This window comes from Halomonas sp. KG2 (genome assembly GCA_030440445.1).
Lineage (GTDB): Bacteria > Pseudomonadota > Gammaproteobacteria > Pseudomonadales > Halomonadaceae > Vreelandella.
Genome location: CP098528.1, coordinates 2,347,799 through 2,363,175, shown reverse-complemented (window position 1 = coordinate 2,363,175; position 15,377 = coordinate 2,347,799). Strand labels below are relative to the sequence as shown.

Sequence of the window (15,377 nt, the reverse complement as noted above, 5' to 3'; positions counted from 1 at the left end):
GCAGAAGTGAATTATAGCTTTTTGACCAAGTAAAGCCCCTTGCCAACCACTTCCCATGTATCGCCCATCTTCATGTATTGAGGCTCCCACTTTGGGTTTTTTGCGCATAGGTAGTAGTCGCCATCTTCATAGCGTATTTCCTTAAATGTTCCACGATCAGTCTGGGTGCAGCGGGCATATACCACATCACCAGATATCCATTCAGCATCAGGGTCAATAACAATGCGGTCTCTTGGGTGGAAATCGGGCAGCATTGATACACCGTCCAGTATCAATACGAAAGAATTTTTGCTGCAGTTGCCTGGGGCGGGTACATATTCTTCGATGTCAGCTTCCTCGAATGACTCCTTGAGGGCGCCTGCTGTGGCCATCCCAATAACAGGCAGCATATGCCCAACGGGGTGGAGCACACTGGCATCATCAGGATTGTATTCTGCGTGACTATCTCTAACGCCGTAAACGAGGTTCCTTACGTCATCAAGATAATTGTCAGGGAGGTTTAGCTTTTCTTCGATATGGCGTGCAAGTCGTTCTCCAATATTCTTGCTGGGATTTTTGCCCGCAAAGCTGCTGCACTGGCTGGGGTGTCTATCCAGTGCGTCAGATAATTTTTGCAGATTCATATGACGCTGCTCCATCACTTTGTGAAGAAGCTTCAATCGCAAGTCGTGTATATTCATGAGGTTATTCTTAGTCATAACCTCAAAGGTTGCGATAACCATTAAGGTGTTGCTTTTATAATCTCTAGGTGTCATTCTTAATGCCATGACTTATCGGAGATAACGCTATGCAGCTTCGTGATTACCTTAAGCAGCAAGATGAAGCCCAACTTGAGCAGTTTGCAGAGCGGGTTGGCACATCCACTAAGTACCTCAGGGCGCATGTGATCAGTGGCAGCCGAGGTGCTTCACTGAAATTTATGCGTGCGCTGGCCCGTGGCAGTGAAGGTTCTGTTTCACTGTCAGAAGTATTGCAGCACTACGGTGTTAGCAAGGAAGAATTAGAGGCCGCCTAACCGAAGGTTAGAGGTGCTGGATAAGCTGCTCGAAAGCAACTTACCCAGCGGGTGCCAACGAGGGTCTGCCCACCACAGACTGATCCCTCGCTGGACTTGTCGCAACGCAAGAGAGCAAACCAATAAAGCCCCTTGCGCTACAGTTCCTATCATACACCACTGAGGAGCTGTTGCGCATGGCATGCGAACGGGAGTAATGCCATGTCTAAGATCTGGCCCACCTCGCGGGAGCGCGCTGAGCGCGAAATCCTGCCCCTCAATTTATCGATGTATCACGCCGCGCGAGATTATCCCGGCGGCGGCAAAGCCATTGCGGCTATTTACGGCCTGCCTGCGACCACGCTGCAGCATCGTTTAAACCCTAACGCTGATAACCACAAACTGTCGATCGACGATCTGGAGCATGTGCTGGAAGCGACCCGCGACCCGCGCATTTTGGATTCGCTGCTGGCCTTAGTGCCGAGGGCGCATTGGTTTGAGTACCAGGAAGCGACGAACGACTGCAGCGAGCAGCAGTTGCTTAACTCGGTGGCGAACCTATCTAGCCAAGTGTCTGAGCTGCTGACGCGTATCAGTGAGCATCGCCGCGATGGTGTTTATCGCGACCATGAGAAAGCCGAACTGGAAAAGCTGAAAGGGCAGTTGTTTGGCGCGGTGCAGGCGCTGCTAGTGAGCGCTCAACGGTTTGATGGGGAGAACCATGGATAAGGCCGATATCGCTAACGACTACATCGAGTGGCGTACTGAGCAGGCGCTGAAGGCTCGCCAGCAAGCGGCGGTGCCTGCTGGCGTAACTGAGGTTACGGAGTGCGAAGACTGCGGCGAGGAGATCCCCGCCGCCCTCCGTGAACGTCTGCCTGGTGTGGTTACGTGTGTACCTTGCCAGACAAGAAGGGAGAAGCGGTGATGTTAGCTACAAAAGCGAAGGAATTTATTCCACCGGGTCAGCCGCTTCACTTGGTCACTGTCATCGAGGTTCAGTTGAAGGGATGTATCAATTTCAGCCACCAGGCGAAGGCCTTCAATAAGACCGATGTCTTCGCCATGCAGCTTGATGAGCTTATCGTCGAGCTCTTCATCAGTGAGTCGACGCATTTGGCTCCACAGTTCCGTGTACATTTTACGACTTACCGCCGCGTGTACTTTTGCCTCGGCGGGCTTATAAACGATCTGCAGAATGGTGGTAATGGTGAGCAGCACGCCAGCCACGCTGGCCAAGATGGGGCTCGCATTAAAAATAGAGCCTGCGGCACTGCTAAGGCCAATCAGCGTGACAAGTGTCAATGCCAAGTCGGCATTTCGTGCGAGATTTCGGTAGCGGCTGAGAAGGCAAATGGACGATCTAATTTCCCATTCCATATCGTCGCGCGTACGTGGAATGCTTTGTTCTGTATCCATATTGCCTCCTCGGGCTTTTTGCTATTGCCCCGGACCTTTGGCTGGCGGGCGCTTGGAGGTGGGTACCTGCGCTTTGCCACGGTCAGGATTATATGGCGGGGTGTATGCCGGTTGTGGCAGATCACGACGATCAGTTGTCATGGGCACTCCTTGGTTTGTGTAGTGGGCTTGGTGTTCGCAACTCAAAGCTTACTTCATGACCATTATGAGTGCCCACCCTTAAATGGTTGCGTTGCTGGGGAGGTGTTCCATGCAGCGTGATCTTCTAACTCTTGATGAGCTGCGTTTGGCGTTGACTCATATCCCTGCAGATGACCGTGAAACCTGGGTCAATATCGGCAATGCCGTCAAAACCGAATACGGTGATGACGGCTTTTTTGCCTGGGATGAATGGAGTCAAGGTGGTGCTAGCTACAACGCCAAGGATGCTAAGAGTGTATGGCGTAGCCTGCAACCAGGGCATGTGAGCTTGGGTACCATCATTAAGCTAGCAACCGCGAACGGCTGGAAGCGTGAGCGTAAGGAGATGAGCGCTGCCGATCGTAAGCGGATGAAGGCTGAGCAGGAAGAGCGCCGTAAGGCTCGACAGGCTGAGATCGAAGCCGACGAAAAGCGCCGGGATGCAATGCGTGATGCTGTTGCCGCCGCCTGTCGGCAGTTCATCAAGCAGCATTGCCATCGAGAGGGTAGCTCACCCTATCTAGATACCAAACAAGTAGGAGCTTTCGGTGTTTGGTTTCCTCGATGTTCAGTGGTGATTAGTATTGATAATGAGGCTATGCGTGCTGAGGTATGGCCTGGTCGTGAGGTGAAGCGTTTTTTTGAACATCTGCCTAACCCTCGGCCTGACCATATTTCTTTTTTACGGATTCAAGTAGGTGATGTGGTCGTTCCGTTAAGAGATGTGAACGGCACCGTGGTATCGATTCAAGTGATTAAGCCTAAAGGTACCAAGCTTTTTCCAAAGCATGGCCGTACGTCGGGTACATGGCACCGCATTGGCGATGCCAGCAATGCGCCAGTAGTTGCGGTGGCTGAGGGTTACGCGACGGCGGCTAGTATCCACATGGCTACTGGCTGGCCAGTGGCGGTGGCGATGAATGCTGGCAACATGCGTCGAGTAGTGCCACTGCTGGGCCAAATGCACTCGCAAGCGCGCGTGGTGATATGCGGTGATGATGATCCGGAGGTGGAGGGCAACCCCGGTCGAAAGAAGGCCGAGGAAGTGGCGCGAGCCATGCGCGTTGTGGCGGTCTTCCCTCACTTTAAAGGGGAGGCGGCTTAATGATCGATTGGAATGATCTGCACGTTGCTGAGGGCTTGGATGCCGTGAGACAGCAGCTGTTTGCTGCTGTTGAGGCGGCGAATGATAGCGCACTATACCCTACCGAAAGCCTTGCGGCAGGCGAGGTTGAACTCCCTGTGGGGCGCAAGCCTGAGGATGGGGTACAAGCCGATCCAGTCGATCTTATGGATCGTTTGCGCTTTACAGAAAAAGGAGCCATCAAGCCGGAGTTATCTAATGCGTACGAGATTTTTAAACACCATCCAGACTGGAAGGGAATGTTAGCCTTTAATGAATTCACGCGTGAGGTTGATAAGCTGAGAGCCCCGCCTTTCCCCAATGGCGAAGCCGGTGCTTGGCGAGATGCTGATGCTGGTCACGCGCTTGTCTGGTTGCAGCAAAAGATGGGTATGGGTATGGGGCATGTGCCAACGGCTGACAAAGCGGCAATGACAGTGGCTGATGAGTATCGCTATCACCCCGTGCGAAATTTTCTTGAGCAGTTGCCCTCATGGGATGGCGTTGATCGTTTAACGGGACTGATGCCCAGTGTGTTCGGTTCGGATGCCACTGAGTACACGGCGCACCTAGGAAAAGCAATGCTGGTGTCGGCAGTAGCGCGCATTATTGACCCTGGCTGCAAAGTTGATGAAATGGTAATTCTTGAGGGCGGGCAAGGGTTGGGTAAATCAACGTGTATCCGGCAATTGTTCGGTGCGCAGTGGTACGTTGAGTTATCTGAAGCGCCTGATAACAAAGATTTCTTCCTGACCATTCAAGGCGCATGGGCCGTAGAGATCGGCGAGCTGCAGTCGTTTTCAAAGGCCAACATTACAATGGTCAAGATGGCGATAACGCGCCGTGACGACAAGTTCCGGCCGCCTTATGCGGTTAGGCCAATCTCTCATCCTAGACAATGCATCTTTATCGGCACCACCAACGCTACCGAATATTTGATTGATTCGACCGGTGCCCGGCGCTTTTTACCTGTGGCTTGCCGTAAGGCTGATGTGGGGTATATCGAGCAATGGCGGGTTCAGCTATGGGCAGAGGCATTTAAGCGATATCGAGATGGCTTTAAATGGTGGGATGTGCCAAAAGGGGAAGCTGAACAGGAGCAGGATCAGCGATACCTAGAAGATCCATGGGAGGAGCGTATCTGCGACTACTTGGATGGGAGGGCGCAAGCCAATGCGTACCCAGTTTGGCGAAGCGGCCAAGCAAGGTCTGAGGCGATAAACAAGGTGACCACCCGAGAGCTGATGGAGAACGCGCTCAGGCTTGATGTAGGCCGCCAGGGCATGCAGGAGCAGAGACGGGTGGGCAATATCATGCGCCATCTTGGCTGGCTGAAGCAAAAACAGCAGCGCTCCTCATTGACTGGCCAGCGCATTCGTCCCTATTTGCGGCCAGGTGCCGATCCAGAAGTGGAGAAATAACGATGATCTGTCACAGGTTTAAGCGAGTGTCACAAGTATTGTCACAGGTCTGCATTATAAAAAGTGCTTATGATTCAGTCGTGTCACAGGTGTCACAGGTGTCACAGGTATTTCGCGCACGTATACGCGCACGCGGGCGCGCACATTTATATTTACTTCCTTGTGTGACACCTGTGACAAGTGTGACATCTTTGTTTTAAAAGAACTTTTTCTGTCACAGGTCTAAATAGATACCTGTGACACCTGTGACAGCCTTAAAAACGAAGAGGATTTTCCATGCAAACCATAGATGCTGACTTCAATACACTTATGCGACAGGCGCCACAGACGGCCTATACCTACCTAGTCGATTGCAGTCGTTACCTTGATGAGCATTTCGGCGAGGGCTATGCAGAGAAGCACCCTGAGCTGTTGGCGGCAATGATTCGGGCGAGCGCTCAAGACTTTCATACGTCCTGTGTTTGTTCCGTTATGCAGGATCAAGAGGTCGCTTTGCGGGAATCGCTAGATGAAGTTTCTGATTCGCTCGATAAAGCCGTTGCTGCAATCGGCTCGTTCAACAAGTAGGCACAAGGTAAGGGTTAGATAATGAATGAACTCGATAGGCAAGATAAGTTAGAGCGGCAAGCCCTCCAGAAGCAATCGGCTGAAGCGGTTGAGGCGTACCTAGTGGCCGCTATTGATATCGCGGATCGCCATCTAGACCCGGCTTTCTTCGAAAAGAACCCGGCATTGTTAGGGGATTTGGTTAAGGCGATGGCAATCCAGCATCAGGCTGATGTGATGGCTCAAGTCAGATAAGTAGAACCACGGCTACCCACCAGGCCGAAGACAGGAGCAAACCAATGCTGAAAGAGATCGACGATTTGTTGCACCACTGGGCCGATCAGCTGAAAGGGCGGGGAATGCGTCAATGCACACCGCTGGGCCGCCTTGCTGAATTTGGCGGTGTGATGCCCACCAGCAGCCCTCGCGGCTCGAAGGATTTGATGGGCCTAGGTGATATGGATGATGCTGCATGGGAAGTCCAACAGTCCGTCAACGGTCTGAGCGATGAGCTTCAGGTGTTGGCCCACGAGCATTACCTGTGGAATGGCTACAACGATGCGAAGGCGGCACGTCTCGGACTTGCTGAGCGCACATACTACGATCGCCTCCACAAGCTGCACATCGAGATCAGAGCCCAGCTGCGTAACCGTAGTAAGCGAACAAAAAGACGTTAATCATTAAGTTTTTCGATGCTTGCCCAACCATGCCTAACGCTGTAATTGGATTTATCGTTTGGCATTAAAAACGGCTTGATGCCACCGCAGTCAAGGGCCACCATTCAGCTACTGTCTAGTAGATGCGCCTAAGTCACGAAGCCCTAGCAACCCGCTGGGGCTTTTTGTTCGGCGCTAGTAGACAACCAGTGCTCCCGTCCGTGGTGGGCGGTGCCTCGTATCGGTTATCCGGTGCGGGGCATTTTATTTTAGGAGGTAGGCCAATGGGCATGCGGTGGATTGATCACGTTAACGCGGTGCCCCAACGGCCACCCCAACGCAACACAGTGATGCTTTCAGCAGGGCATAGCGACACGGTGCCGGGGATCGTTGCCAACGGCTATAAAGAGGCCGATATCGTTCAGCTGTTCCGCGATGACGTTAGCGTGCGGTTAGCTAGCCTGGGTATACGCCATGTGTTAGACGGTGAACCCGGCGAAAACCTGCCGTTGCGCCAGGCTGTTCGAATTGCTCAAGGCTGTGACATTTCGATTGAGTTTCACACCAACGGTGGAGGCCCTGGTGCAACGGGTGTTGAGACGTTATCCCGCGCTCATAACAAGCCGCTGGGTGCTCAGCTCTGCCGTGTGACCGCTGACCTGTTGGGCATCGCTAACCGTGGCGCCAAGCCCGAGGATGCTGGGTACCACGAACGGCTGGCGTTCGTGAGTGGCGGCGGTGGCCTTATCTTTGAGTTGTTCTTCTTATCCAACGCTAACGACCTGTACCAGTTCAAACAGCATTACGACGAGTTCGTTGATGCGGTGGCAGGCGTGATCGCGGACGCGGCGCGGGCGGCGTGACATTCATTCAATAAAGAGTCTTCTCATGCCGGGACGTGACCCTAACTTATGGCAGGCGTTGCTTGCGTATGTCGCCACCGCTTGGCCTCAGCTTTACGCGGCGGGTCTGGCGTTCTTAGTGGGCATGTTGCGCAGCCTGCACGCGGGCAACAGAGTCAGCAAGAGCTGGCTAGAGGCCATGCTTTGCGGCTGCTTAACCCTGGCGGCTTTCCCAGTGCTTCACTACTTCGGCCTTCCGGTTGATTTAGCAGCTGCCCTTGGCGCGGTAGTGGCGTTCAAGGGAACGGAGTGGTTTGGCAATCGAGCGGATGAGCTCTATGAGAAGATCATCGGGCGGTGGCTGAAATGATTAAGCGCATCTTAGGCAACTTGTCTGGCTGGATGGTCGCTGGACTGTTGGGCATCACGATCTTTGCTGGCATGCAGGCGCGGCAGTATGCGTTGCAACTATCGGCAACCGAAACGCGATTAGCTCGGGCACACGATCAGGTGGAGATACTGCAGGAACATCAGCGCTGGCAGCGTGAGCAGATCAACACACTGAGTGCGGTGCTATCAGCACGTGATGAGCAACTGCAACGTGACACTGAGCTAGTAGACATGATGCGGCAGACGGCCCAGCAACTGGAGAGAGACGATGCAACGACTAGTGATTGGGCTGGGCAGCCTCTGCCTACTGCTGTTGGCCAGTGGGTGCGTGACCTCCCCGAAGCCGGTGACGATTCCCGTGGTGGTGACGCCGGAGTTGCCGCCACACCTGGTGACGCCACTGAGTGAACCTCAGCGTCGTGTGTCGCATAACCGCGACCTACTACAGTTGCTAGCTGACTATGAATCACTGCGCCGCCGTGCCAATGCTGACCGTGCATCTGTCTATCAGCTGTTGCTTAAGCCGGGTTCGGTAGGTGAGCAATAACCGTGGGTCCTTCTGGCTAGGTAGCGCGGTATACGGGGGACGATAGCCGCGGAATTCGTGCAGCTAAAAAGTGTGCATGGCTTCCTTACTTTTAATCTGATCAATAGGTTAGCAGCATGACGTCAGTTGAGTTGATCAACGTTTGTCAGCTGGCGTTGCTTAACTGGCACGCTGCTGGCTTGCCCGCATCGTTAAACAAGCGGGCGTTATCTGAGCTGCTTGAAGTCTCCGAAAGGACGCTGACTGACTGGCAGCAAAAAGGCTTGCCGGTGGCGGTGTCCGCTGGCCGTGGTGCCAGCAACGAGTATTCACCGGCTGAGGTTTTGGCCTGGCTAATGGTTCGTGCAAATGACACTACCCGCGAGTCTGCCAAAGATCGCCTTGACCGTTTGCGCGGTGACCAGCTCGAACGCGAGATGCTTAAAGAAGATGACGTTCTAGTCATGCCCGAAGACTTGGATGTTGAGTATGACGCGTTGGTGGAAGCTGCCCGCGCTGAGCTGTTGTTTAACATGCCCGATGCGTTGGCTGCTGAGCTAACGGCGATTTTGGGCGAAGAGGTGGATGTGTCTGTGATCCGCCGCCATATCGAAGATGCGTTAAGCACATTGAGTAACTATGAATCCAGCAGCCAACTTGAACCGGAAGATGCGGAGAGCGCTGAAGCGTAACGCTGCGCGATGGGCAAACAAGTTGGCAAAAAAGTGGGCCCCGCCAGAACGTATTGGCACTATGGATTGGGCAAACAAACACCGCTGGATGAGTGAAGTTGAAACAGCCAGGCCGGGTAAATATAGCATTCACGTTACGCCGGCACTGGCATTGCCCGGTGGCCCGCTGGAAGCGATCGACGATCCCAACGTTGAAGAGGTGTGCTGTCAGAAATCGGCACAGGTCGCGTGGACATCTGGCGTTTTAGGTAACGCCCTTGGCCGCTGGATCGACATTGACCCTTCTCCGATCATCGGCCTGTTCCCAAAAGACGGTGCCGCTAAAGAGTACGTAGCGGAAAAGTTTGAGCCGATGGTGGAAGCGACACCACGGCTGCGTAACAAGATAGACCTACGTTCGCGGAAGCTGCAGCAACGCCAACAATTCAAGCGCTTCCCGGGCGGCTTCCTGAAGTTGGTGGGTTCCAATTCGCCATCGTCGGTGAAGTCGACGCCCAGCCCCCGCGGCTTTGTCGAAGAACCTGACGACTGCAACCTGAACCTTAAGGGGCAGGGTGATTCGATCCTGCTGCTCAAAGAGCGTGGCAAAACCTACGGCCGTGGTCGTAAGAAGTACATCATCGGTGGAACGCCCACCATCGCGGGTATCTCTTCTATCGAAGCGGAAATGCAGTTAAGCGACAAGCGCCGCTGCCTGGTGCCGTGCCATCACTGTGGTGAATCGCACGAACTGAGTTTCGATAACTTGGTATGCCCGACGACGGCTGAACAGCCGCATCCCATTTATGGCGCATTCCGGCCAGAGCAAACCGTTTACGCCTGCCCACATTGTGGTAGCGAGTGGAACGATCGGGATAAGAACGCCAACCTGCGTAAAGGGAAATGGGTAGCCACCGCTGAGTTTCGCGGCGTGGCTGGCTACTACATGAATGAGTTGCTAAGCACCTTTCCCGATTCGCGCTTTGCAAAGCTGATGGAAAAGTGGCTTTCAGCACAGCACAACGCTGAGCAGGGCGATTTTAGCGACCTAATCGTATTCACCAACAGTTCAATGGGCCTGGCGTATCAGTTCAAAGGTGATGCACCGGAAGTGGATGAGCTGAAAGACCGGGCTGAAGAGTATGCAGAGAAAACCATCCCCCGTGGTGGCTTGCTGCTCACGGCTGGTATCGATGTGCAACACGACCGCCTAGCGGTGGTAATACGCGCCTGGGGCCGTGGCGAAGAGAGCTGGCTGATCTACTGGGGCGAGCTCTACGGCAACACGATGGATAAAGCCGATCCGGTATATGAAGAGCTAGACAAGCTCATGACCACCGGCTTTGAACATGAGAGTGGTGCATCGCTTCGGGTTTCTGCAGTGGGTATCGATAGCTCAGACGGCCACACCAGTGATGCTATTTATCACTACGTGCGAGCACGTCAGCGGCACGGCGTCATGGCCGTTAAAGGTGCCTCGCTGAATAGCGAGAACAAAGAGATCTTCAGCCGGCCCAAGACATCGGATGACACGAACAGCAAAAACACCAAGGCCGATAAGTACGGCCTGCGCCCGTTCATCGTCGGTACCCATAAAGCTAAGGATCTGATTGACGCCCGCATACGTCTTAAGGGCACTGGCCCCGGTCGAATGCACTGGTACCAAGATGTTCGCCCCGACTACTGGGAACAGCTGACAGCGGAAGTAAAAGCACCGCATCCGAGAAACCCACGTAAACGCGTATGGCAGAAGAAAGCAGGCAAGCCAAACGAAGCGCTGGATTGCGAAGTGTACGCCCTACACGCGGCGCGTAGCTGTCGTACTCACGTGTTAAAGGCAAGCGACTGGGACCGTCTCGAAGTCACGCTAACCCAAACAACCCTGTTTGAATCACCGGCAGCGATACACTCACCGCAAGCTACAGGCAAGCGGCGTGGACGCCGCGTCACACGGAAGAGCAGCTTATGAGCACCGAGACCTATGCCGAACGCCTCATTAAAGTACGTGAAGCGATCGATAAACTGCTAACCGGCTCACAGTCATGGAGCTTCAACGGTAGGCAATATACGCGAGCTAATATTTTCACCCTTGAACGTATGGAGCGTCATTACGCAAAAATGGCGGCTCTTGAGAAGCGAGCAGCATCGGGCCGTGGGCGAAACCGCATTCGCTATGTGGGGTTTTAAGCCATGGGCATTTTTCCAAATCTAGGCAGCGCCCGGGCGAAGCTAGCAGAGACTCAAGCCCAGCAAGCGCTAGAGGAGATTCAACGCCTAAAGAAAACCCAGCCGAGCAGCCAAGCAAACGTGGGCAGCGAGACCCGACACCGCGGTGCCAGCCGTATGATACGTAGCATGTTGAGCTGGATCCCCGGATTGGGTAGCCCACGGCAGGATACGCCGACCAGCGAACGGGAAACGCTGATTGCCCGGTCACGGGATGCCTATCGCAACCATATGTTGGGTCGCGCCGCCATTAGCCGTGCCGCTACCAACGTAGTGGGAATGGGGTTAACCGTTCGCCCGAATGTAGACGGCAAGGTACTAGGACTGGATGACGACGCCACCGACGCCCTCAATGATCAACTGGCACGCGGCTTCGCCCTTTGGGCGCAGGATCCAAATGAATGCGATGCGGAAGCCACGATGGACTTCTACATGCAGCAACGGCTGGCCTTCGTCAGTGCGCTGGCTAGCGGCGATGTGTTTGGCTTCACGCCGTTTGATAAGCGGGTAGGTGGGCTGTTTGGTCTAAAGCTGCAGCTAGTGGAAGCAGAGCGGGTAGGTAATCCCTTCAACGTCTTAAACACGGAACGCGAGCAAGACGGCATTCGTGTGGATCGGCTAGGTAGACCGACCCATGTACGGCTATGCAGCGGTTATCCAAACGATCATCTAACTCGCCATGACTGGGAGTGGGTACCTGTGTTCGGCGCTGAAACTGGCCGCCGGCGGATACTGCAGTTAATGAACGAAAAGGACCGCCCCAGCCAAGTGCGTGGCGTTCCTTACCTGGCACCGATCCTGGAGGCACTGCAGAAATTAGAACGCTTCAGCCAGGCAGAGCTAACCGCCGCTGTGATCAGCGCGATGTTCACGGTGGCCATTACTCATCAAAACGGAGAAGAAGAGCAGGGAATTGGCGGCGCAGCCACAATGTGGGATGAGCAGAGCAACGATCCCAATAAACCAGCGCGTCCAGTGGTGCAGAGTAACCGCGATCATGAACCGGAAGGGGACAACCTGACGTTAGGCGAAGGCGCAGTCTGGGATTTGGAAGATGGCGCCACACCGGTACCGATTAGTTCCAACCGGCCAAACCCTGAGTTTGATCCGTTCTTCATGGCCGTCGTGAAACAGATTGGCGCAGCACTAGAGCAGCCTGCTGAAGTCATTTTAATGCACTTCTCTACTAGCTACACCGCAGCTCGTGCGGCGTTCAACCAGCTGTTCAAGTTCGTAAAACAACGCCGTCACCATTTGACCGTGCAGTGGTGCCAGCCGATTTATGAGCTGGTCATTGATGAAATGGTGGCCAATGGCATGATCACGTTGCCTGGGTACCGAGACCCGGCCAAGCGCCGTGCCTATGTTCGCTCGCTTTGGATTGGTGAGCCGTTAGGGTCGCTCAACGAACTGATTGACGCCCGTGCCGCGACGGAGCGCATCGCCAACGGCACCAGTAACGAACATCTGGAAACGATGGCGCTGCACGGCGAGGACTGGGAAGACGTTCACAAAGACCGTGCCCGCGAGATCCAGCGTAAAAACGTGGATGGGGTGCCGCTCTATATCGGCGGTAAAGTTCATGAAGATGATGCTAAGCCTGAGCCACAGCACACCGCCTAAGCCCTGCCAATGAGCAGGGCTTTCCTTTTGGAGTATGACTATGAGAACCGCACTGGAACTAGCGGCGGGTCGCCCGTGGCTGATCACCAGCGAAGCGCTCGATACCGTGATGGCGGTGGCTGATCGTCAGGGCGATGTAGAAGCACTGGAAACACGACTAGGCCGCTCACTGGATAACACCCGCAGCGTTACTGTGCGCGATGGCGTGGCGGTGATTCCGGTGACCGGGCCTATCTTCCGCTACGCCAACCTGTTCACCGAAATCAGCGGGGCCACCAGTACCCAAGTGTTGGCGACTGACTTTCAGACCGCTTTCGACGACCCGGCTATCAAAGCGATCATTCCGGTGTTTGATACACCAGGTGGGGAAGCTACCGGCATCAATGAGCTGGGCGACCTGATTTACAACATGCGGGGCCGCAAGCCGGTGGTTGCCTACGTTAGCGGCATGGCCGCCAGTGCGGGCTACTGGATAGCCAGCGCCGCTGATGAAGTCGTGGTGGATGATACCGCACAGCTTGGCAGCGTAGGCGTGGTGCTGAGCCTGCGTAAGCGCGAAGACCGCCCCGGTGAGAAAAGCTACGAAATCGTATCCAGCAACGCGCCCAACAAGCGGCCCGACCTAGAGACTGAAGCGGGCATGGCGCAGCTGCAGGCGCGAACTGATGAGCTGGCCAGCGTGTTTCTCTACAAGGTGGCCCGCAACCGTGGTATCCCCCGTGAAGAGGTCAACGACCGTTTCCGCCAGGGCGGTATCGCCACTGGTGCGCTGGCGATCGAAGCGGGCATGGCGGATCGTCTTGGCTCGCTTGAATCCCTTATTGCCGAACTGGCCGGTTCCTCTGCCAGTAACCAACCCAGGAGCATCACTATGACCACCGTGAAAAGCACGGCAGAGCTGCAGGCAGCGATCGAGGCCGGTACCGACCCGAAGACAATTCAAATCGCCGCGGCTGAAACCGTCGATACCGACAAGCTGCGTACTGAAGCGGCTGAAGCTGAACGCCAGCGCTGTATCGGCATTCAGGCGTTGGCAATGCCCGGCTTTGAAAAGGAAGTCGCTGCGGCCCTGGCCAATGGCGACAGCGTAGAAGCCACCGGCTTAGCGCTGTTCAAGGCAGCCACAGACCGTGGCATTAGCCTACAGAGCATTAAGGGCGACAGCACTGAAGCTGGTACCACCACGCCGCCTAAGGATGGCGATGCTGCCGAAACTGAGCGCGCCCAGGCGGTGGACGCCATTTCCAAGCGCTGGGCTAAGTAAGCCCGCGGATAACCCTTTACTGATAGGAGCAAGCCCATGCCTGGCATGACGCAAACAGCCCACCGGCACCGTCAGCTGGTTGGCGGTGAATTCCCGATCCGATTCGCAACAGTGATGATTGCAGCGGGTGAAGTGCTCGAACAGGGCAGTGTACTTGGTGAAGTCACTGCCGACGAAGAGTACAAGCTGAGCGCGTCCGCCGCCGCTGATGGCAGTGAAGCGCCCAGCGTAGTCCTCTGGGAAGACGTAGACGCAACCGATGGCCCGGTGCCTGCGGAAGTAATGCTGACCGGAGACCTACGCTCAGCGGCGCTAACGCTTGGCGAAGGCCACACAATCGAGTCCGTGCGCAAAGCGCTGCGGCGCTGGTCGTTGTTCGTTCACTAAGCAAGCGCTTAGCGAAACCCTTTTACTTTAATCCGGGAGAACCCCATGGACCTATTTGAACTCCGCACGATGCTAGCGGCGGTAGAGCGTATGCCGCGCCCGCGTCGATTCCTGACGACGACCTTCTTTGGTGCTGAGCCGATTGTGGCGACTACCCAGCATATCGATATCGATATCATTAAGGGCAATCGCCGCATGGCACCGTTTGTGCTGCCCAATCGCCCCGGTAGCGTTGTCAATCGCCCCGGCTCGGTAATGCGTAGCTATAAGCCTGCTTACGTGAAGCCGAAAATGCCGACGCGTGCAGGAAACTTGCTAACCCGCCAAGCAGGTGAACATATCTACTCGGCGCGTACTCCACTGGAGCGTGCGGGTGATCAGCTAGGCCGCGATATGCAGGATCTGGATGATCGTATCAGCCGCCGTGAAGAGTGGATGATTGCGCGGGCGCTTACTACTGGCCAAGTGCATGTCATCGGTGATGGCGTTAATGACATCATTGACTATCAGATGGATGCCGAAAACCTGGTGACCGAAGCCACGCTTTGGACAGCAGCTGGTGCCGATCCCATTGCTGACCTACGCAAGTACAAGCGTCGTGTCTCGAAGAAAAGTGGCCGTACCGCCAATGCCTGTGTAATGAGCGCGGAAGCGGCGGATGCTTTTCTGGATAGCGAAGAGGTATTGAAAAAGCTTAATACCCGCCGTGTTGATATGGGCATTATTAAGCCTGACCAGCTGCCGGATGGTGTCACCTACCTGGGTTACATCAATGATCCGGGCCTTGATCTGTACTCCTATGACGAATGGTTCACGCCCGACTCGGATAGTGAAGAAGATGAAAGCCTCCTGGACGATGAGCCGATGATTCCTGCCGGCGGTTTGATCGTGGGTACCACTTCGAGCCGCAACTCCATGCTGTATGGGGCTATCGAAGATGTGGAAGCCATCGAGGGCGGTCTGTTTGATGTCGATCGCTACCCGAAAAGCTGGACTGAAAAAGATCCCGGTGTTCGCTGGCTGATGATGCAGTCCGCACCGATCCCCGGCTTCCACGAACCTGACGCCTTCGTCTACGCCAAGGTCGTCTAACTCACCCCGCCTAATGG

Annotated in this window: 21 protein-coding genes; 19 read left to right on the top strand and 2 right to left on the bottom strand. The window is 55.0% G+C overall.

Annotation, left to right across the window (positions count from 1 at the left end; all coding sequences use genetic code 11):
- Nucleotides 1-11: 11 nt before the first annotated feature.
- Nucleotides 12-755 carry a S24 family peptidase gene (locus NDQ72_11055; protein WKD26613.1) on the bottom strand — a complete coding sequence of 248 codons (744 nt, stop codon included), beginning with the start codon at nt 753-755 and terminating at the stop codon, nt 12-14.
- A gap of 32 nt (nt 756-787) precedes the next feature.
- On the opposite strand from NDQ72_11055, the gene NDQ72_11050 reads away from it, so the two are divergent.
- From NDQ72_11050 to NDQ72_11040, 3 genes are all read left to right on the top strand, one after another.
- A complete protein-coding gene (locus NDQ72_11050) occupies nt 788-1,015 on the top strand; it encodes a hypothetical protein (protein ID WKD26612.1) in 228 nt (75 codons plus the stop codon).
- Between the two features lie 201 nt (nt 1,016-1,216).
- Nucleotides 1,217-1,723 carry a hypothetical protein gene (locus NDQ72_11045; GenBank protein ID WKD26611.1) on the top strand — a complete coding sequence of 169 codons (507 nt, stop codon included), beginning with the start codon at nt 1,217-1,219 and terminating at the stop codon, nt 1,721-1,723.
- Nucleotides 1,716-1,922, top strand: a complete 207-nt coding sequence (locus NDQ72_11040) for a TraR/DksA C4-type zinc finger protein (GenBank protein ID WKD26610.1) — start codon at nt 1,716-1,718, stop codon at nt 1,920-1,922. Before NDQ72_11045 ends, NDQ72_11040 begins: the two co-directional genes overlap by 8 nt.
- A gap of 2 nt (nt 1,923-1,924) precedes the next feature.
- On the opposite strand, the gene NDQ72_11035 is transcribed toward NDQ72_11040, so the two are convergent.
- On the bottom strand, nt 1,925-2,413 hold the full coding sequence (locus tag NDQ72_11035; GenBank protein ID WKD26609.1) for a hypothetical protein: 489 nt from the start codon (nt 2,411-2,413) through the stop codon (nt 1,925-1,927).
- A gap of 250 nt (nt 2,414-2,663) precedes the next feature.
- Between NDQ72_11035 and NDQ72_11030 the strand changes: the two genes are divergently transcribed.
- The 16 genes from NDQ72_11030 to NDQ72_10955 all read left to right on the top strand — a co-directional run bounded on the left by NDQ72_11030 (nt 2,664) and on the right by NDQ72_10955 (nt 15,360).
- Complete coding sequence (locus NDQ72_11030) at nt 2,664-3,698, top strand: PriCT-2 domain-containing protein (protein ID WKD26608.1); 1,035 nt, start codon at nt 2,664-2,666, stop codon at nt 3,696-3,698.
- Nucleotides 3,698-5,137 (top strand): hypothetical protein, encoded by a 1,440-nt coding sequence (locus NDQ72_11025; protein ID WKD26607.1) that lies wholly within the window; start codon nt 3,698-3,700, stop codon nt 5,135-5,137. Before NDQ72_11030 ends, NDQ72_11025 begins: the two co-directional genes overlap by 1 nt.
- 276 nt (nt 5,138-5,413) lie before the next feature.
- Entirely contained in the window at nt 5,414-5,704 is a 291-nt protein-coding gene (locus NDQ72_11020; protein ID WKD26606.1) for a hypothetical protein, read from the top strand.
- A 21-nt stretch (nt 5,705-5,725) separates the two neighbouring features.
- Nucleotides 5,726-5,938: a hypothetical protein gene (locus NDQ72_11015; GenBank protein ID WKD26605.1), complete on the top strand. Its 213-nt coding sequence runs from the start codon at nt 5,726-5,728 to the stop codon at nt 5,936-5,938.
- Nucleotides 5,939-5,982: 44 nt separating this feature from the next.
- Complete coding sequence (locus NDQ72_11010) at nt 5,983-6,360, top strand: hypothetical protein (GenBank protein WKD26604.1); 378 nt, start codon at nt 5,983-5,985, stop codon at nt 6,358-6,360.
- 263 nt (nt 6,361-6,623) lie between these two features.
- Entirely contained in the window at nt 6,624-7,202 is a 579-nt protein-coding gene (locus NDQ72_11005; protein WKD26603.1) for an N-acetylmuramoyl-L-alanine amidase, read from the top strand.
- A 25-nt stretch (nt 7,203-7,227) separates the two neighbouring features.
- Nucleotides 7,228-7,551, top strand: coding sequence for a phage holin, lambda family (locus NDQ72_11000; protein ID WKD26602.1), 324 nt, complete (start codon nt 7,228-7,230; stop codon nt 7,549-7,551).
- Nucleotides 7,548-7,979: a hypothetical protein gene (locus NDQ72_10995; GenBank protein ID WKD26601.1), complete on the top strand. Its 432-nt coding sequence runs from the start codon at nt 7,548-7,550 to the stop codon at nt 7,977-7,979. The genes NDQ72_11000 and NDQ72_10995 overlap by 4 nt, the downstream gene beginning before the upstream one ends.
- Nucleotides 7,948-8,118 (top strand): hypothetical protein, encoded by a 171-nt coding sequence (locus NDQ72_10990; GenBank protein ID WKD26600.1) that lies wholly within the window; start codon nt 7,948-7,950, stop codon nt 8,116-8,118. Before NDQ72_10995 ends, NDQ72_10990 begins: the two co-directional genes overlap by 32 nt.
- Before the next feature lie 116 nt (nt 8,119-8,234).
- Nucleotides 8,235-8,789 carry a terminase small subunit gene (locus NDQ72_10985; GenBank protein WKD26599.1) on the top strand — a complete coding sequence of 185 codons (555 nt, stop codon included), beginning with the start codon at nt 8,235-8,237 and terminating at the stop codon, nt 8,787-8,789.
- Between the two features lie 61 nt (nt 8,790-8,850).
- Nucleotides 8,851-10,737 carry a phage terminase large subunit family protein gene (locus NDQ72_10980; protein WKD26598.1) on the top strand — a complete coding sequence of 629 codons (1,887 nt, stop codon included), beginning with the start codon at nt 8,851-8,853 and terminating at the stop codon, nt 10,735-10,737.
- Nucleotides 10,734-10,955 (top strand): hypothetical protein, encoded by a 222-nt coding sequence (locus NDQ72_10975; protein WKD26597.1) that lies wholly within the window; start codon nt 10,734-10,736, stop codon nt 10,953-10,955. Before NDQ72_10980 ends, NDQ72_10975 begins: the two co-directional genes overlap by 4 nt.
- A gap of 3 nt (nt 10,956-10,958) precedes the next feature.
- Nucleotides 10,959-12,617 carry a phage portal protein gene (locus tag NDQ72_10970; protein ID WKD26596.1) on the top strand — a complete coding sequence of 553 codons (1,659 nt, stop codon included), beginning with the start codon at nt 10,959-10,961 and terminating at the stop codon, nt 12,615-12,617.
- A gap of 40 nt (nt 12,618-12,657) precedes the next feature.
- A complete protein-coding gene (locus tag NDQ72_10965; protein ID WKD26595.1) occupies nt 12,658-13,881 on the top strand; it encodes a S49 family peptidase in 1,224 nt (407 codons plus the stop codon).
- A 36-nt stretch (nt 13,882-13,917) separates the two neighbouring features.
- Nucleotides 13,918-14,268 carry a head decoration protein gene (locus NDQ72_10960; GenBank protein WKD26594.1) on the top strand — a complete coding sequence of 117 codons (351 nt, stop codon included), beginning with the start codon at nt 13,918-13,920 and terminating at the stop codon, nt 14,266-14,268.
- Nucleotides 14,269-14,313: 45 nt separating this feature from the next.
- Complete coding sequence (locus tag NDQ72_10955) at nt 14,314-15,360, top strand: major capsid protein (GenBank protein ID WKD26593.1); 1,047 nt, start codon at nt 14,314-14,316, stop codon at nt 15,358-15,360.
- Nucleotides 15,361-15,377 lie beyond the last annotated feature (17 nt).